Origin of the sequence: Thalassotalea sp. SU-HH00458 (assembly GCF_040362795.1) — a bacterium.
GTDB classification, from domain to species: Bacteria; Pseudomonadota; Gammaproteobacteria; order Enterobacterales; family Alteromonadaceae; genus Thalassotalea_H; species Thalassotalea_H castellviae.
Window position 1 is genome coordinate 116,246 of the sequence record NZ_BAABWW010000007.1, and the last position, 18,710, is coordinate 134,955.

18 protein-coding genes are annotated in these 18,710 nt (G+C 36.4%); 4 read left to right on the top strand and 14 right to left on the bottom strand.

What is annotated here, in order from left to right; all coding sequences use genetic code 11:
• Positions 1-9 precede the first annotated feature (9 nt).
• The 10 genes from ABXH06_RS12185 to ABXH06_RS12230 form a co-directional block, all read right to left on the bottom strand.
• Entirely contained in the window at positions 10-783 is a 774-nt protein-coding gene (locus tag ABXH06_RS12185) for a DUF1365 domain-containing protein (RefSeq protein WP_311582223.1), read from the bottom strand.
• Positions 783-2,057: an NAD(P)/FAD-dependent oxidoreductase gene (locus ABXH06_RS12190; RefSeq protein WP_353518395.1), complete on the bottom strand. Its 1,275-nt coding sequence runs from the start codon at positions 2,055-2,057 to the stop codon at positions 783-785. Before ABXH06_RS12190 ends, ABXH06_RS12185 begins: the two co-directional genes overlap by 1 nt.
• Positions 2,054-2,776 carry an SDR family NAD(P)-dependent oxidoreductase gene (locus ABXH06_RS12195; RefSeq protein WP_353518396.1) on the bottom strand — a complete coding sequence of 241 codons (723 nt, stop codon included), beginning with the start codon at positions 2,774-2,776 and terminating at the stop codon, positions 2,054-2,056. Before ABXH06_RS12195 ends, ABXH06_RS12190 begins: the two co-directional genes overlap by 4 nt.
• Positions 2,776-3,237, bottom strand: a complete 462-nt coding sequence (locus tag ABXH06_RS12200) for a nuclear transport factor 2 family protein (RefSeq protein WP_353518397.1) — start codon at positions 3,235-3,237, stop codon at positions 2,776-2,778. The genes ABXH06_RS12195 and ABXH06_RS12200 overlap by 1 nt, the downstream gene beginning before the upstream one ends.
• A gap of 91 nt (positions 3,238-3,328) precedes the next feature.
• Positions 3,329-4,717, bottom strand: coding sequence for a deoxyribodipyrimidine photo-lyase (phrB, locus tag ABXH06_RS12205; RefSeq protein WP_353518398.1), 1,389 nt, complete (start codon positions 4,715-4,717; stop codon positions 3,329-3,331).
• A 33-nt stretch (positions 4,718-4,750) separates the two neighbouring features.
• Positions 4,751-5,710, bottom strand: a complete 960-nt coding sequence (locus tag ABXH06_RS12210) for a YbgA family protein (protein ID WP_353518399.1) — start codon at positions 5,708-5,710, stop codon at positions 4,751-4,753.
• 23 nt (positions 5,711-5,733) lie between these two features.
• Positions 5,734-6,408, bottom strand: coding sequence for a ChrR family anti-sigma-E factor (locus tag ABXH06_RS12215; protein WP_353518400.1), 675 nt, complete (start codon positions 6,406-6,408; stop codon positions 5,734-5,736).
• The gene (locus tag ABXH06_RS12220) at positions 6,401-7,018 is read right to left on the bottom strand and encodes a sigma-70 family RNA polymerase sigma factor (RefSeq protein ID WP_353518401.1); all 618 of its coding nucleotides are present in this window, start codon (positions 7,016-7,018) and stop codon (positions 6,401-6,403) included. Before ABXH06_RS12220 ends, ABXH06_RS12215 begins: the two co-directional genes overlap by 8 nt.
• Positions 7,019-7,121: 103 nt before the next feature.
• Positions 7,122-7,694: an LON peptidase substrate-binding domain-containing protein gene (locus ABXH06_RS12225; RefSeq protein ID WP_353518402.1), complete on the bottom strand. Its 573-nt coding sequence runs from the start codon at positions 7,692-7,694 to the stop codon at positions 7,122-7,124.
• Between the two features lie 145 nt (positions 7,695-7,839).
• Complete coding sequence (locus tag ABXH06_RS12230; protein ID WP_353518403.1) at positions 7,840-9,669, bottom strand: fasciclin domain-containing protein; 1,830 nt, start codon at positions 9,667-9,669, stop codon at positions 7,840-7,842.
• A gap of 179 nt (positions 9,670-9,848) precedes the next feature.
• On the opposite strand from ABXH06_RS12230, the gene ABXH06_RS12235 reads away from it, so the two are divergent.
• Complete coding sequence (locus ABXH06_RS12235) at positions 9,849-10,748, top strand: TIGR01777 family oxidoreductase (protein WP_311582254.1); 900 nt, start codon at positions 9,849-9,851, stop codon at positions 10,746-10,748.
• 5 nt (positions 10,749-10,753) lie between these two features.
• On the opposite strand, the gene ABXH06_RS12240 is transcribed toward ABXH06_RS12235, so the two are convergent.
• From ABXH06_RS12240 to ABXH06_RS12250, 3 genes are read right to left on the bottom strand one after another with little or no spacing between them, the layout of a single operon-like run.
• On the bottom strand, positions 10,754-11,308 hold the full coding sequence (locus tag ABXH06_RS12240) for a DUF3833 domain-containing protein (protein WP_311582257.1): 555 nt from the start codon (positions 11,306-11,308) through the stop codon (positions 10,754-10,756).
• On the bottom strand, positions 11,308-11,856 hold the full coding sequence (locus ABXH06_RS12245) for a chalcone isomerase family protein (RefSeq protein ID WP_311582260.1): 549 nt from the start codon (positions 11,854-11,856) through the stop codon (positions 11,308-11,310). Before ABXH06_RS12245 ends, ABXH06_RS12240 begins: the two co-directional genes overlap by 1 nt.
• Positions 11,853-12,344, bottom strand: a complete 492-nt coding sequence (locus ABXH06_RS12250; protein ID WP_311582265.1) for a DUF2878 domain-containing protein — start codon at positions 12,342-12,344, stop codon at positions 11,853-11,855. Before ABXH06_RS12250 ends, ABXH06_RS12245 begins: the two co-directional genes overlap by 4 nt.
• Before the next feature lie 461 nt (positions 12,345-12,805).
• Between ABXH06_RS12250 and ABXH06_RS12255 the strand changes: the two genes are divergently transcribed.
• The 3 genes from ABXH06_RS12255 to ABXH06_RS12265 all read left to right on the top strand — a co-directional run bounded on the left by ABXH06_RS12255 (position 12,806) and on the right by ABXH06_RS12265 (position 17,852).
• Positions 12,806-15,520, top strand: a complete 2,715-nt coding sequence (locus ABXH06_RS12255) for a TonB-dependent receptor (RefSeq protein ID WP_353518404.1) — start codon at positions 12,806-12,808, stop codon at positions 15,518-15,520.
• Between the two features lie 104 nt (positions 15,521-15,624).
• Complete coding sequence (locus ABXH06_RS12260) at positions 15,625-16,692, top strand: saccharopine dehydrogenase (RefSeq protein WP_311582271.1); 1,068 nt, start codon at positions 15,625-15,627, stop codon at positions 16,690-16,692.
• Positions 16,693-16,703: 11 nt separating this feature from the next.
• On the top strand, positions 16,704-17,852 hold the full coding sequence (locus ABXH06_RS12265) for a saccharopine dehydrogenase family protein (protein ID WP_311582274.1): 1,149 nt from the start codon (positions 16,704-16,706) through the stop codon (positions 17,850-17,852).
• A 131-nt stretch (positions 17,853-17,983) separates the two neighbouring features.
• Here ABXH06_RS12265 and ABXH06_RS12270 read toward each other — a convergent pair whose 3' ends face one another.
• Entirely contained in the window at positions 17,984-18,619 is a 636-nt protein-coding gene (locus tag ABXH06_RS12270; protein WP_311582277.1) for a hypothetical protein, read from the bottom strand.
• Positions 18,620-18,710: the final 91 nt, after the last annotated feature.

Sequence of the window (18,710 nt, forward strand, 5' to 3'; positions counted from 1 at the left end):
TACGTTCAGTTAATCTGCTTTTTGGTACCCTAAAAACGGGATACGTTTGATAAAAAGTCGCAATGCTTGCCAATAAATACTGAACACTATTTTTATTGTCATTACTGGAAGTTGGCACCAAACTTTGGTTAAATTCGTTTTTGTTAATGGTTTTTTATTCATTACTAAGCTGGCGTCAAATAACTTTTTATTGATATTTTTGTCGCTATCAATACGCTTATTTTCGATATGAATCACCAGTTTGCTATCTTTGTTACAAGGCGGCTTAACATGCCAAAAATACGACATGTCTAAGTCCATAAAAGGTGAAACTTGAAACGCTTTTTTATTCACCTTTTCGTTGTTTGTCGATAAATCTACTAAATAGTAATGACGCTCGTTCCAAGGTGTATTACTCACCTCAGCGAGCATTTGAGTACATTTTCCAGAACTGTCATAGCAAAAATAAAAATTTGCTGGGCTGAAATAAATACCAAAGCACCTCACTTGTACGAGCATGACAATCTTCTCAATATCTTTATAACCATTGAGTAAACGTACTTTGTTAGTTATACGTTGTCGTAACGAGTATGGTTCACCGGGTAAGTAATCTTTTTCAACAAAGTGTAATGGGTGATACCAAGAGGAACCTAGAAGTCCAAGCTTATTGGTTTGTTTTTCAATGTCTGTAATATCGATAGCAAGCATATATAAACGGTATTTAAAACTATGCTTTTTGGGCGAAAATCGTCGATGGGATATTTCCCCTAAATATATATAACTTTGACTAAATGGATTATCCATTAAGCACCTTTCGCATGAACATCTAAAAAGCAATCAAAACGCTTTGCGACTTCTACCGCACTTCTTACGCCATCTTCATGAAAACCATTGTGCCAATAAGCGCCGGCAAAATGTGTATGGTTTATTCCACAAATAAATGAACGTTGCTTTTGTGCTTTAATTGATTGAGTTGAAAAGACTGGATGATGATAAACATACTCGCCTAAAATCTCGGCAGGATTTATTTCCTCTTTTTGGTTAAGGGTAACGCAAAAGGTATCTGCACTTTTGATGCCCTGTAATATATTCATGTTGTAGGTAACACTAGCTGCTTTATTGCGATCATCACTTAATTGGTAATTCCAACTTGCCCATGCATTTTTTCGTTTGGGTAACAGCTTTTTATCTGTATGAAGCACGACTGAGTTTTCACTATAAGGCATGGCTGATAAAATGGCTTCTTCTTCATCTGTTGGATCATTTAATAAAGCAAGTGCTTGATCAGAATGACAGGCTATCACGACCTCGTCGAATGTTTCGCTCGAGCTATTATTAAAATGTAAATGCACTTTCTCGTCAGAGCGTGTAACGCCACTAATCTCTGCATTTAGTTTAATATTTTTCTCAAATGGAGCGCACAAAGGCGTTAAGTAGCTGCGAGAGCCGTTCGGAATAACATACCATTGCGGCCTATCAGCAATGTTTAGTAAACCATGGTTATGAAAAAACTGGACAAAAAATCGAAATTCAAAATCTTCCATTTGAGCTAAAGAGCTTGACCAAATAGCTGCGCCCATAGGTAAAATATAATGTTCAGCAAAGAATTCACTAAAATTATTTTCCTTTAAAAAATGCCCTAAAGCGTATCCTTTTTGATAATTTCCTTGATGAAATATAGCTTTACATAATTTGTTAAACCTTAAAATCTCTTTTACTAGCATCCAAAATCGCGGGTTAAAAATATTACGTCGTTGCGCAAATAAGGTATTTAAGTTGTGACCGTTGTATTCCATTCCTGTTTTGCAATTATGTACTGAAAAGCTCATTTCTGTAGCTTGTTTACCTATCCCTATTTCCGATAATAAGGCTAGGTAATTTGGGTAAGTTATATCGTTAAAAACGATAAAACCAGTGTCTATAGCATAGTTTTGACCATTTTTTTTAACATCAACGGTTGCCGTGTGGCCCCCTATTTTATTATTCTTTTCAAAGACGGTTACTTGGTGTTTTTTTGATAACAGGTAAGCCGCTGTTAAGCCTGAAATACCTGACCCGATAATTGCGATATGCTTCATGCGAATTGTTTCCTTGTGATAAGCCATTGCCAAAGTGAAGACGGTAGGAAAGACAATACTTTTAATATAAAAGTAAAACGTTTAGGAAAATGTAAGTAGGCTTTTCGCTTGTTTATACCATTAATGATCCTATTCGCGGCATCGTCGCTGGTGATTAAAAATGGCATTTCAAAGTTGTTTCTATTGGTTAAAGGTGTTTTTACAAAACCAGGGTGCACTAGCGTTACTGCAATATTATGCGCTAATAAATCTAACCGTAAGCTATTTGCCAAATAGTCCATACCGGCTTTTGAAGCTCCGTAGGCTTCACTTCTTGGGAAGGGCAATATCGTTGCACTAGAACTGATAAATACTACTTGTCCACCTTGTTTCATTTTAGGTAATAAAAATTGAAGTAAGTAACCTAAAGAAATTAAGTTAGTTGAGATAATTTCTTCAAATAATTCACCGTCAAACTGCTTTGCGTTATCGATATACCGACAATCGCCTGCGTTTAAAATTAATACGTCAATTTCTTCGACATGTTTTGTAGATTGTGAAATTTCTTTCTGATTATTTAAATCAAATAAACAGGTATTGTGAACATTGTTAAGTGCGGTTAATTTTTCTTTATTGCGCCCACACGCTGTTACGGAATAGCCATTAGCAACATACTGTTCAACCAATGATTGACCTATGCCTGAAGTAGCACCAGTGATAAGTATATGTTTAGACGACATTAGTTAGCCGCCTTGTTTTTAATCCATTTAGTCAGTTTGCCAAAAATAGGTACCTGTTCATACAACATCTCACCTAAATCAAGATAGTCTCGGTGATAAATAACTTTATCGTTTTGTCCTTTTATATGTGAATTGCCATAAACAGTGACATCTTTCCCTTTATTTAATTTAGTGTGCTGATAGGTCATCTTCCAATAGATTGAGGCTTCATGTTTTTCAGTAATAACATGATCAATCTCAAAGCGACATGAGGCGATATTTTGATAAAGGCTTTCAAAATATTTGATGAGTTCATCGATACCTTCAACCTTGTGCATTGGGTCAATAAAAGTGACATCAACATGATAAATGTGAGCCAACAAATCTAGGTTGCTTATAGAAAGCGTTTGATAAATACTCACAAAATTTCTGAGCCATAACGGCTTATTTTCAGGTTGATCGTTAAATACTTTTGTTTGCATTTTTAATCCCAAGTTAACGCTGGAACTCTCTGTTACAGCAATAAATAAATTGTAGAAAATAACCCCTTAAAATATAAAAAATATCAGTCAGTTATTTTTTATAAAACGCTAAAGCTTGTAGTCTTGCTGTTTTATGTTCAACAATTGGCGGCCAATATAATGCTAACTGTTGGTTTTCAATATACTGATGTGGAAAATGTATATGTTTTACCGGAATACTTTCTAGCTCTGGTAAGTATTTACGTATAAAACTACCATCAGGATCAAATCGTTCACTTTGTCTTATTGGATTAAACACGCGAAAATAAGGTTGAGCGTCACAACCCGTACTAGCAGCCCATTGCCAGCCACCATTATTTGCAGCTAAATCACCGTCGATTAAATGCTGCATAAAATATTGTTCACCTAAACGCCAATCAATGAGTAAGTGTTTGGTTAGAAAGCTAGCTGCCACCATTCTCAGACGATTGTGCATCCATCCTGTTTGATTAAGTTGCCTCATGGCTGCATCAACCAAGGGGTAACCTGTTTTACCTTCACACCAGGCTTTAAAGTACGATTGATTATTACTCCATGAAAGGGATTGATACTTTTTATTAAAACATTGATGCTTACATAAGCGTTGTTCATGAAACATAAGATGACGATAAAATTCTCGCCAAATGATTTCATTGAGCCAGGAAAACTCTTTACTGTCAGTTGCGAGTAAAAGATCAGGAAAACGATGTAATAATGAAAATAATACAAACCTAGGGCTAATTACCCCAGCCGCTAAGTAAGGTGAAATGCCAGATGTTCCTTTAATCGAAGGGATATCTCGATAGTCAAGATAATCACTGATTTTATGACTAAAAAATGACGTTAAAGCGTTTGATTCATACTCTTTTGCCAACGGCCATGCGGCAGACAAGTTAGTCTGTTCTATTGGCTTAGTGTCGATGGTATTGCTTAACGATTCGTTTGATATTGCAGGCTTGCCTAAATAGTCAAAGCCATATAATTGAACATACTTTATCCATGCTTTTTTAAACGGTGTAAAAACTTTGAACATAGTCCCTGACTGATTTAACACCTTGCCTTTTGGGGTAATTACATCTGCTTCAAATAGGGTTAATGGAACACCTTGCGCTATGCAATTTTCATCTCTTTGTTGCTCATTAAATTCTAATTCACTGTTCGCTACAACTTCTTGAATATTATTGGTTTCACAATAGTTTTTTAGAAAAGTCACTTGAGCGGAAAAATCGGGTAGCACCACAAGCTCAAGAGCAATATTTAATTCAGCTAATTCTAAAACTAATGCGTTCGCATGACGTTTAATAAAATCGATTTTTATTTCGGACCAATCATGTTCTAGCCATTGTTTTTCTGACACAAAAAAAAACGCCTTACGCGGGGAATCTGACTTTGCAAGCGTCAGAAAATAATGTAAGGCGGGGTTATCGTGCGTTCTTAGATCGTTACGAAACCAAAGTATCAAATCAAATCCTTTTTTATTACTACAGTATTAAAATTAATAGGCATATCTCAGCTTAAGTTCATCTGGATATGGTGATAAATATGCTTGCTTTGCTAAATAATCTTTCGGGTATTGCAACAAATAGTGTTTGATTAATGTCAGCGGAGCAAATAAAGGAATAAGACCTTTTCGGTATGCATCAATTTGTTCACACAACTCTTGTCGTTCATTACTTTTTAAATGCTTTGAGAAGTAACCCTGAATGTGAGTAAGTGTGTTTGCATGTTTTTTACGAGTTGCTTTAACTTTTAAAGCCGCCATTAATCCAAAAATATATTTTTCCGCCATTTCAGCTAATGGCATATCAGCTTTTGCTAATAATTGACCTAATTGTTTGTAAGCAACTAAGTCGTGACTCATCACCGTGTATTTATATTGGCTATGGAAAGTGGTTAACTTATGCTTTGTTAAACCTGAGGCTTCAACTGTTTGCCAATGTTTATAGGCATAAACTCTAGCAACAAAGTTTTCGCGAATGATAGGGTCGTTTAAGCGGCCATTTTCTTCACAAGGTAATAATGGATTAGCCTCCATGATTTCTTTGGCGAAAACACCTACGCCATCAGATTTTAATGAGTTACCTTCAGGACTATATTGCTTTACACGTTCCATTCCACAACTTGGACTCTTTGCACAAAATACGTAACCACTTAAGTTTTGTGTCATAGACGCCACTTTTTTACCGTAGGCACTTAGTGCTTCAGTGACATCGCCAGAGCCATCTGGTCTAGATACACTTATGACATCATCACGCTTTATTTGTCGAATAGTGGGGCGTGGAATAGGTAATCCAATCGCAACTTCGGGACAAAAGGATTTAAATGTTGCATGTTGTCCCAATTCATTTATACAAAAGTTAGAGGGCTTATTACTGGCGTCAAAGCGTACTTTTTCTCCTACTAAGCACGCACTAATACCAATGTGTAAGTCTTTTTTATCAACGGTATGAATCATAAGTACACCTATTATTTTTGTTATTAATAAATTAATGCGCCGATTGGGTTCAGTAATTTATTAATGCCTTGGGTAAAGTGTAAAGCGTCATTAGCTACGGTATAACAAAGGCATCCGTTGTTTGAAACTGGATGATGCTGGTGTGAACTATCGAGCATAATGAAGTCACCTTTTGTATATTCACCTTTTTCATCATGAAAAGAGCCGTCTAACAATAGGGTTAATTCAAATCCTTTATGGGTATGTTCAGGTACACCGCCACCAGGTTTTATTTCTAATAGGCTGGTGTGAATTTCATTTTCATCTAACTGTAATCGTGCTCTCGATAATTTGCCTATATTGATTGTATTACCTATTGTCATATTATTCAGGACTTTAGGTAATTGATAAGTTGTATCATTAAACACAATTGATTTGTCTAATATGGGTTCTGAAATAGCAATATCATCTGACTGTGAAATAAGGTTAGCCATCGCTTCAAAATCAATGTCATTATTTGAGCTATCATCAACAATAAATTTATCAAGGAAGCCTTCCTCGAAACTAACTTCAGCAGCATGCTCTGTTAATTGGACAATTTTTTCTTGGCATTGCGGACACATTTCAGCATGCATGGCTATACCTGCTGATAATGACGCTGGTAAATCGCCGTCAACAAAGGCCTGTATCAGCTCAAGTTTAGGGTGATGTTTAATCATTTTTTTCTCCTAACTGCACTTTGAGTTTTGCTAATGCTAAACGCAAACGAGATTTTATTGTTCCAAGCGGTAATTTGAGATGTTCGGCGAGTTGCTCTTGAGACATTTCCTTAAAATAGAAACCTTTTACTACTTGTTGCTGAGCTTCAGGTAGCTTTTCTATAACGGTAAGCAATTGCTTATTTTCAAGATGATCATCAAATGATTCATCGTTACTCACCATACTTTCTGCAAGTGGCCAAATGTCTTCACTAAGGTTATCTTCTCTATTACCTTTAATTTTGCGCAACATATCAAAAGTTACATTACGCATTACCGTATAAACCCACGTAGTAGCAGCACCTTTGTTTTTATCAAACAAATGAGCTTTTCGCCAAACATTACTCATTGTTTCTTGCACTACTTCGCTAGCTTGCGCTTCATTAGGAAACTTTCCGCGAGCAATGCCATGAATTTTAGGACCAAAAAACTTAAACAATAGCGTAAACGCTTTTTTGTCTCGTGATATTGCTACGGCATTAAGCCATTCGCAAAGCTGAGGATGATTTATTTTATCTGACATTTTACTAGATTTAGCATTTGTCACTTTGCTTAGCAAGTGGGTTTGCATCGCTTTATCACCGAGTACTAGGTTAAAACATGGTTAGTTATACGGGTTAAAATTTAAAGTAGATCACTTTAATTCTATTTTTTTTGTAATTAAGATGATGCGGCTAATCATTGAGAATAATAGCGTGAACAAAGTTTTCTGCATCTTGATAAGAATGATCGTTAATAAAGGTATTTTTAATTGCTAAATTAATAGGTAAAAGTTCTAACCATCTTGCCACTACCCAACTAGCGTTATGGGTTGGCTTTTCATTGTAAAGAGTATTAAGCATGATATTGTTTTCAAAAACGTCTTCTAGTGATGAAGAAAGTTCGCTAAGTTTTATATGATTAACTTTTTGGGACCAGTGTGATTTTTCTTTAACACAGCCAAAATTTAATTGTTCTTTCTCGTTTTCAATGGATAAAATCTCTACTAAAGACTTACACTGAACGTCAATTTCCAATACGCCATCTTCACCTTCATCAAAGTTGATGATATCGACCCAGCTTCCCCACTTTATTTCAGTTAAAGATGATGATTTAGCGTTTAATAAAATAATAAACCCTTGTTCTGTGGAGGCTATTTTTACCAATTTTAAATAACGGGGTTCAAAAATTCTTAAGCGCGTGATGCCATTGGGTAATAAAAATACCGGTAAAGGGAAAATAGGTAATCTTGAGTTTACAGCTTTCATAAGTATATTCTTTTTTAACTATGTATTGATATACGAACAAGCGTAGATACTTGATCAGTTTAAGATAAAAAAAGCCCCTGAAGACAGGGGCAAAAACCATGCAGTACAATTAAATGGTATGCATTGTGGAAAGGGAGTTTGTTGGTTAATTAAGGATCACCGTGTCAATAACATGGATAACGCCATTAGTGGTATAGATGTCAGAAATGAAGACATGTGCACCGCCAATCATTAACATGCCAGTTTCTGCATTAATCATAACTTCAATCGTTTCGCCTGAAGCCGTTGTTAACATTTTACCATTAGCAGCGTAAGCATCTAATGAACTTAAAGTTGCACCGCCGATAACATGAGTTAGTAATACATTGGTTAATGCTTCTGTATCAGCTAATAAGGCTGATAAAGCATCAGGGTCGATCGCTGCAAAAGCATTATTAGTTGGAGCAAATACGGTGAACATTGCCTCTTCATTTGATAATGTTGTTACCAAATCTGCCGCAGTTAGAGCTGTAACAAGCGTTGAAAAGTTGTCAGGGTCCGATAATGCAACTTCAACAATGTTTTGTGTTGGAGTTTCCATCATTGCTGGTGGTAAAATAACGTTATCAATGACGTGAATCGTGCCATTATCAGCCATCACGTCTGCAGTACTTATCAATGCCCCGTTAACAAATAACATAGAGTCGACAAATGAAAGTGAAACCTTGTCTCCATTGGCAACTTCAACCATGTTATCTGAAGATTGTGCAAGGGTAATTGCTGCATCAGACATTACTTTTCCAGGTAGCACATGATAAAGCAAAATATTGGTTAATTGATCAGCCGTTAAGCTATCTAACGTACCTTCTGGTAACTTTGCAAATGCTGCGTCTGTCGGCGCAAATACAGTAAAATCAGTGTCTAAATCGGCTAGTGTTGTGTCTAAACCGGTTGATTGCAATGCAGCAACAAGTGTTGTGAAGTTGCCATTATTGACTGCTACATCGACTAAACTCATTGCTGGGGCTGGCACTTCAACGTCCCCGACTACCACAGCATCTATTACATGGATAACACCATTGGTTGTGTAAATATCTTTCATGATGATATTGGCACCACCAAACATCAGCATGTCAGTTGCTGAATTAATAGCTAAAGGAATTGTTGCCATTGAAGCGGTTTCAACCATAGTACCATTTAATGAATAAGCGGTTACTGAGTCGACAGCACTACCAGCAATGACATGTTGTAATAATATATTTGAAAGTACATCTGGGTTTTCTAACAAAGTAGTAATCGTTTCTTCACCTATCAGTGCAAAGGCGTCATCAGTTGGTGCAAAAACAGTAAACATTGTACTTTCATCCGCGAGCACAATATCTAAATCTGTTGCTTGCAGAGCCGCAACCAGTGTGGTGAAACTACCATTGGCAACAGCTGTTTCAACAATGTTTAGCGTGGGATCCATCATATCTTCAGGTGGCAGAAGCACCGCATCAATGACATGAATAATACCGTTATCTGTTTGAATATCTGCTGTGGTTACTGTCACGGTATTTACTAATAAATGACTACCATCCAGTGATAAACCAATAAAATCACCATTAACCATTTCAACCGTTGTGCCAGCTAAACCAATGGCTGTTTCAGCATCAACTTCACTACCAATTACATGATAAGTAAGAATGTCAGATAACGTATCGGTATCAGCTAGTAGCGCATCGATAGTTTCTTGTCCTAGTAATGCGAATGCATCGTCTGTTGGGGCAAATACTGTGAAACTGCTATTCGTGTCTGCTAATGTGTTGTCTAATCCTGTTGCTTGCAATGCGGCTACTAACGTAGTGAAGTTACCATTGCTCACAGCAGCATCAACAATTGTAGTGACAGCAATTTCTTCTGATTCTTCTACAATTACTTTGTTGTCGTAATCATTACAACCTTGCAAAAACATCATACTTAAAAGGGTTACGCTTATAATTTTTGAATATTTCATGTTAGCTCTCTCAATTAATGTTACTGAGAAATCTACGGCGAAAAAACAAACAGAGATCACAAGAAATTAATAAAAAAATATTTAATTATTTTGCTGATCCCTACCGTAAAAAAATTCGTATTATTTAAGTTAACAATACAAAATAATTTGGGTATTTAACGACAAGTAAGAGGAATAAAATGAACATACTTATTACTGGTGGTACTGGTCTTATTGGTCGTTCTTTGATTAATGCATTAAATACTGAAAATGATCAGATTACTGTTTTGACGAGAGATATTAAAAAAGCCTCAAAATTATTAAATGCAAACATAAAGTTAATTAGCTCCCTTTCTTTAGAGGATATAGAAAACCAAGACACGATTATTAATTTAGCAGGAGAGCCGATTGCTGATAAACGTTGGTCCTATAGTCAAAAAAATAAAATATGTAAGAGCCGTTGGGATATTACTGAAAAAATAAGCACATATATTCAGCAAGCAAAAAATCCACCTAGCTTATTCATTTCTGGCAGTGCAATAGGGATGTATGGCAGGCAAGATAATGACGTTATTGATGAAAATTTTCAGCAATTTCATCCAGAGTTTACTCATCGTGTTTGCAACACTTGGGAGCATTTTGCGCTGTTAGCTAAATCGTCAAAAACTCGTGTTGCAATCTTGAGAACGGGCATTGTATTAGCTAAAAAAGGCGGCGCTTTAGCTAAAATGTTATTGCCATTTAAATTAGGATTAGGTGGTAAAATTAGTCATGGTAAGCAAGTGATGTCTTGGATTCATATTGAGGATGTAATCGCGGCTATTATATTTATTCAAAATACACCTACGTTAGAGGGGGCGGTTAATATCACGGCACCGAATCCAGTGAGTAACCAAGTATTTACTTCTACATTAGCAAAAGTATTAAATAGGCCTAGTTTGATAACAACACCTGCGTTTATATTAAAAGTAATCTTTGGTGAAATGGCAGACCTTTTACTTTTTGGTCAACATGTTGTGCCAAATAAATTGCAAAAGAATGGCTTTAAGTTTAAATACCCAATCATTGAATCGGCACTTAGCCATCTAATTCAAAAATAATAGGATTATTTTTGACATTGTTTTACAGGGAGTTCTTTATCAAAAAATAACGTGATGTTTGCCACTTCTACACCAAATTTTTTCATGGATGTTTTATTCATCACTTTATGTTCGTCGATTTGGTACATCCAATCATCCATCGCAACTTGGTAGGTTTTATTATCAAGTGTAAGATTTAAGGTGTAATTAAATTGAAAAGCAAAGCCATTTTGTTTACCTATTGCTATTCCTTCTACATCTTCAGCGGTTCCTCGATAAGTGCCATCAGCTTTTTTGGTTAACTGCCAATTTCGATAAGAAACTTCGCCATCATTAAAATAAAAGGTTTCAGCTAAAATTCCTGTATTTCCTTGCCAATCTCCTTTTATCTCAACACAGAATCTTCTGTTTACTTTATTGTTATAGTCTTGAACGATACCCCACGCAATAACTTCACCGTTAAAGTAACTTTTAATGTCAAAGGGTGGATTACTGTTTTGGTAATCGGTGATAGCTGTAGAGCAACTTGATATTAAAAAAAAGACTATAAAAAACAATGGAATATTGTATAAACGGTTCATTATTTAATTTCTCCAAGCAGTTTACTTCTAAGTGTTTTTTGGCTTGTTTGTGGCGATAACCATATCGATAAGAACAAGGAGCCGAACGAGTGTTCTTCTATACTACCGATAAAATTACCATTAAAATAAAAGCGTGAATTTTGATTTTGAATCAATAAAGTGAGTGAATCCCCCGCTGATATATTTGGCCAAACCTCAGCTAATTCTGGCAAGAAATGTAGGTATTCATTTTCATGAATTTTAAGATGTTGCCATTGCTCAACGGTATGTTCTATTAAGTCGTCACGGGTAATATCTTTAAAATAGTCAATTTTAAAAACAATTGTTTGTTGTGCGCTTCCTTCAATGAATTTTCCTGACTCGGTATATAAAGTACTGTTATAAATATCCCAAAAAAGTACACTGAATAATGCACTACCTATTTTTTTATATTCTGACTCGATCATTTCTGTTGTTAAGTTTTCCGTTAACTTAAAAGGTAAATGATTTTTTTTGGCATTTAAGGTGTTAGATGAGCAGAGAAGTATTAATAAAAACAGGCGAATCATTCTGTCGCCTCCCCAAGATAAAAAGCATTTTTCAGTAAATAAATAAAAACGAATAAACATCCCCACAGTGGCGCTAAGATCAAATAAGTAGTTAAGGTTTGGTAGCCTAATTCTACTCTTGATAATGAAGCGCCTGCTAAATAACTAAATGGCGGAAAGATGAAGCCAATAACAAATTGTAATCGTTTATTCGCCGTTAAAAAATTTAAACTATGTGCAACAGTGCCAGAAAAAGCTGCCCATAACATGATTAACCACAATGGTAAGATAAAATGATCACTAAATGTGAATACTCCAAAAGCGACTAAAATGGTATCTAAACATACGCCAACAATTGTCACGGAGAAAATTAATTTAAGTTCAGCAATTCGCTGTTTAGATGAATATATATGAAATAAAAGCCATAGAGATACTATAGGAATAGCAGCATTTCCCACCAAGACTAACCCTAACCAAGAAGCATTAAATGCGATTAAATTGAATAACATAATAAATCTATATTGAGTTTTATCAGTTATACGATGAAAGTGAGCAATTAGTTTAATAAAAATGAAATTATATTATGCGCTCACTTGTGTGATGACCTGCAGATACCTCATCGAAAATCGAATTTTTGTCTTTGTTTTGTGCAGTAAATTTTACTTTTTATTGGTAATAAATAAACCTACTAACCTAACCACTTTTGATAAAAGAGGCGCTAAATTTAAAATTTACATAAACAATAGTTTATTATTTTCTATATCAACATCCCCCTGAATTAATGCTTTGCGTGAGCCATAAGTACCTAAAACCCCTCTACGTTTTTATAGCTATGAAATGATTATTTACTATTCACTCTTTACATTCACTGAATAAAAATACTATTATCTGATTTATACTATAAATACGATAGTAGTATAAGTATGCATTAAGACATGCGTTTTATTGACATGAAAAATGGGGAATAGGTATGAAAAACGGTAAGAAATTCAAACTCAGCTATATATCATCTCTACTCATGCTAAATCTTGGGGTATCAGGAATTACATGGGCGAATGAAACTACAAATGAAGAAAATGAAGCCGACCATGACACTGAGGTTATCACTGTCACTGGTATCCGTGGCAGTTTAATCAATTCTGTGGGGATCAAGCAGGATTCGAGCAATGTGGTAGACGCTATTTCTGCAGAAGACATTGGTAAATTTCCGGATCAAAACGTAGCTGAATCTTTACAACGAATAACCGGTGTTTCAATTGATCGAAGTGGTGGTGAAGGGCAACTTATCACCGTTCGAGGCATGGGACCAGAATTCAATTCGGTATTACTTAATGGTCGTACTTTAGCAACAACAAGTGGTGGACGTGCTTTTAGTTTTGATGTACTTGCTTCTGAATTAATCAATGGTGCTGAAGTTTATAAAACTCAAAATGCTTCCCTCCAAGAAGGGGCTATTGGTGCTACGGTTGATATAAGTACGGTTAAACCGATGGACTTTCCTGGCTTTAAAGCTGTAGGGAGCATTAAAGGTTTATATGATGATATGACGGGCAAAATGAGCCCGCAATTTTCTGGTCTTGTCAGTAATACCTTTGATGATGACAAGTTTGGTGTTCTCGCATCGTTTTCGCATTACAAACGAGAAAGTCGTTACGACCAAGCTAATACCGCATATTACTATAAAACAGAAAGTGATTTAGACGGTCAAAATTTTGGTGAAATATACTTCCCTCAAAACTTTGATCAAATTGCCCAAACAGAAACGCGAGAGAGAAACAGTGGCACGTTAGTCTTACAATATAAACCCAGCAAAAATGTTACCGTTACTGCTGATGCATTGTACTCAGATTTTAATGTGCAATATCGTCAAGATGTTTTCCCAATGTGGTTTGAAACGGGCAACGTAAGAAACCCTGTTATCGATGAAAATAACACCTTAGTAAAAGCTGATTTTGTTGATAGTTATATCGAAACTTTAGTACGTCAATCTGATGCGGATAATAAATTAAAAGCGTTTGGCTTAAATCTCGATTGGCAAATTAATGAAAACTGGGGATTAACAGCAGACATTAATACCTCTAAAGCGGAGCATGATCCCGGTAAAGGATGGTCGGATGTGGTTGCTGGTCGTCCAGGTGAATATAACTATGACCGTACATCAGGGGATCTAGTGCCTACTATGACCTTTGAAAACTTTAAAGATGGTGACGTTTTAACTGCTGGTTGGGCATCTTTACAAGGTACTCGGGTAGAAGATGAAGTACTTGAAGCTAAAATCGACAATGATTACTTCGTAGAAATGGGCGCATTAGTGAAAGTTGGCTTTGGCGTGCATTATTCTGATCGTACATTAGGCTCAACCTATGCTGAAACAGAGAATCCATTGCCGTGGATTTATGCCGATAACAGCACGCGTATTCCGTTACCCGCCGGTATGTTAACGACATACAATGCCGATGGCTTTTTATCGGGCGGCTCAGGGAGCCCTACTGAATTTTGGCCAACGTTAAATTCAGATGATTTATTTGCCTTTTTAGGAACAGAAGAAGCAATTGCCCAGTTAGATGATCCAGACGTTGCACGTGATATTTTTACCCGTGCGGGTTTTGCTATTGTCGATGATCCGACAGCCTATGATGTAAATGAAGAACTTATGTCACTGTACACCGACTTCTATTTTGAAGGAGACGTTAATGAAATGCCTTGGTCAGTAGTGGCGGGCGTTCGTTATGTGAAAACTGACAGTACTTCAAAAGGCAATCAAGTAGCGCTTTTAAACTTGGTCGAGTCTAATGAGAAGCCTGGCGAAGTACGTGCTATTACTTCTGATGATTATGTCTCTGTGGAGATTGGTCATAGCTATAGTAATGTGTTGCCAAGCTTAAATGGTAAACTTGAAATTACCGATGAAGTCATAGCACGTTTTGCTTGGTCGAAAAGTTTAACGCGTCCAGAGTTGTCTGAAATGTCACCGCTTGCTAACTACGGTGATGGTCCTACAGATCAATTATTTGGTTCAGGCTCCAATCCAAAACTTAATCCATTTGAATCAACCAATTATGACTTCTCACTTGAATGGTATTACCAAGAAGGCAGCTATGCCGCAATTGCTGGATTTACCAAAGATGTAGATGGGTATTTAGGTTCAGGTGAAACAGAAGAAACTGTGACGGTACCAAGTGGTACATACACATATAAAATGTCGCGCCCTATTAATGAAGATAATACCAAAATTGATGGTTTTGAAATTGCTGTTCAGCATATGTTTACTGAGTTGCCATCACCTTTTAACGGCTTAGGTGTTATTGCAAACATGACCTTTGTTGATAGTGAATCAACGGCTGATGAAGGCGGAGCAAAACTACCGTTAATTGGTTTAAGTGATTCTCAAAACTTAATCTTATTTTATGAGAAAGATGAGATTCAATTTAGGATTGCCTACAACAATCGTGACCGTTTTATGCAATCTAAACCGCAATCATGGCGCGATGGTCACTATGTCGATGATTATAAACAAGTAGATATTAGCGGTAGTTATGATCTCACTGAAAACTTAACGGTATTTTTCGAAGGAATTAACATAACCAACGAGCTTTATATTAAAAACGCAGAATATGCTAACCAAACGTTAACTGTGACCGAAACGGGACCTAGATATTCGGTCGGTATTCGAGGCAATTTCTAAATTTAGAATTTATATGATGCTGAGTCAGTTAGTTGTTTTTAATAAAAACGCTAACTGACTTTTACTTTGTTTTTGAATTCATTGAACAAGAAGTAGTAATTTTTATGAGTCAGACGCATATTTGGTTACGTGCCGAAACAAAACCACAAGAACAACGCACTGCACTTACCCCCTCAGGCGCTAAAACATTAATTGAATCAGGCTTTAAAGTGTCAGTTGAGCGAAGTGAGCAAAATATTTTCGATCCCGAAAAGTACCGAAAAGTGGGGTGTGACATTGTCGCACAAGGAAGCTGGCCACAAGCACCCAACAGTGCTTTTATTTTAGGGCTAAAAGAATTACCAGAAGACAATTTTCCTTTGGTTCATAAACATATTTATTTCGCTCATGCTTATAAAGAGCAAACAGGCGCTAGTGACATTTTATCTCGTTTTAAACAAGGTGATGGTGCCTTATATGATTTGGAATTTTTAGTGGACGAAAATCAATGTCGCATTGCAGCCTTTGGTTATTGGGCTGGTTTTGCTGGCGCAGCACTTGGGATATGGACTTGGGCGAATAAACAACTGGGAAAAACTGCCTTATCACCCGTCAGTTCTTTTCCTGATCAAGCACAGTTGATTCGCGAGGTCTCAATATTGCTTGCTCAGTGCGCGACTAAACCAACAATGATGGTCATAGGCGCTAAAGGGCGAAGCGGCTCCGGCGCTATTGGTTTAGCAAAAGCGTTACAAATAAACACCATTGAATGGGATATGGAAGAAACGATGGTTGGTGGTCCATTTGCGCAAGTGAACAATGCAGATGTATTAGTAAACTGTGTTTTAGTGAATCGAGACCTACCGCCGTTTGTAACATACACCTCACTTGATACGGCTGAACGTACTCTAAGCGTTATTTGTGATGTTAGCTGTGATCCTTATGGTGATTATAACCCTATTCGGATTTATGACCATTGCACCACGTTTAATGAACCGACAATAGAGGTAATACCGCAGCCAAATAATTTGCACTTAATTGCGATTGATCATTTACCGTCGTTATTACCGAAAGAAAGTAGTGAAGATTTTGGCCAACAATTAGTGCCCTATTTAGCAAGGTTAGATGATTTGAGTCGACCTGTTTGGCAACAAGCACTCGATATTTATCATCAAAAAACGAAAAATTTATAAGAGTACCTTTTATGAAATCCACCATACATTGGCTTGGTGTTGGGCTATCTGCCACACCAGGAATTAAATATTTAGCAAACTCCTCACATAACTTAGTGGTGTGGAACCGTCGTATTGATAAAGCACAAACGATGTTAAACGAAGCTAAAATTCACTGCGAATTGAAACAATTAGATTGGCCTGCATTAGCTGAAAAAGTGAAATCGGGTGATATTTTGGTATCCATGCTACCGGCGAATATGCATGTTGAAGTAGCACAGCTTTGTTTAGAAAAATCGGCTCATTTTGTTTCAAGCAGCTATATTTCTCCGGAAATGAAAGCGCTTGATCAACAAGCAAAAGCGAAAGGCTTAACTTTTATCAATGAAATTGGTTTAGATCCAGGTATTGATCACTTATTTGCGCATTTATTAGTCGCACGTTTTAAAGCAAGTGACGCATGTAATACGGAATCAAAACTGTACTTTCGTTCTTATTGTGGTGGCTTTCCTAAAGTTGCAAATGACTTCAAATATAAATTCAGCTGGTCACCTTTAGGCGTACTTAAAGCATTAACATCGCCTGCAAAATGGCTAGAAAATGGGGTTGTAAAAACTTCCAAAGGCCCATGGGAAGCATTAAAAGATATTCACATTAGTGCAGTTAATGAAACATTCCAAGCATATCCAAACCGAGATTCTCTTCCTTTTGTTGAGCAATATGAGTTTGAACCTGAGTGGCAAATTGAAGAATTTGTTCGTGGCACCTTACGATTAAATGGTTGGTCACAAGCGTGGCAATATTTATTTGATCAAGTAGGTGACTTACAGGGCGAAGCTGGTTTAGCAGAAATGGAAGCTATTAGTAAGGACTTAGAAGACATGCATAGCTATGAAGAAGGTGAACCAGACCGTGTCGTTATGTCTGTTGAGCTTGAAGCAAAACGAGCAGGTAACACCATTTGGCATCAACGTTATTATATGGACGCTGCCGGTAATAGAAATGGGCAAGCAATGGCACGTTTAGTGTCTATTACAGTAGCGCTTGGCATAGAAGCTGTGATAGCTGGCGATATTCCAGCAGGTGTTCATGCCGCACCGAGTCAACCTGAAATTGCTCAACAATGGTTAGATAAACTTGCAACACTGGGTCAATCAGCGCAAATAGAGCAACTGATTTAATAGGAATTTCCTTGACTATGTTTTTATAACACTGTCGCCCCTTAGTTGATTCTAAGGGGTTTTTTTATTGATACCTTAGTTAATTAATTGCTTAGACGCTAAAATCTAACTAATTAAATTTTTATAATATTTTAATAAAGTTGGACTACTTGTGTACCAGATTTAACGGTCATCTTGATATCAAGTAACGACATTTTAGGTTGTGATTGTATTGGTTGCTCAACATTAATCACTAATTCATTATTATCTCTATGCCACGCAATATCAGAAATTAGATTTGAAGCAATAGGTACAAAGTAAGAGCGTTTTCGTTGTAAAGAATATACTTTTGCTGGGTATCGCGAGTTGTTTTTAGATATATACTGCATCCATTGACCATTTGGTGACCATTGTGCATTAAATTTTAAAGGGGTTTGGCTGAGCAGGTTATGTTCAATAAGCGTTACTGAGCTTTCTTCGATATTAAATAGCCATAAACTTCGATCGTTGTCAGTATATGTTAAGTACTGATCGCTACTCGACCAAGTGATGTTAGATAAATTTTTAGCTCTTGGAATTAGCTTTTTAGCAATAACTTCGTTGTTTTTATTACTAACAACAAGGTAATTAGCATTTTCTTTTTTAACAAACTGTGCTTTTAACTCTTTAGAAAAACTCCATTTTTCACTACTTTTTACAGTATGCTCATTAATATTGTTCGCACTAGCTAAAGCTTGAAAAATCATTAGGCTAATTATTGTCAATAGTTTGGTTGTATAGTTCATCATTTTCTCCTTCGACGTTAAATACTAAGTATTAATATTCAGTGGTTACTCCATGTCGTAGCATTATTGTTTAAAAAATGAAGAAAAGACTTAC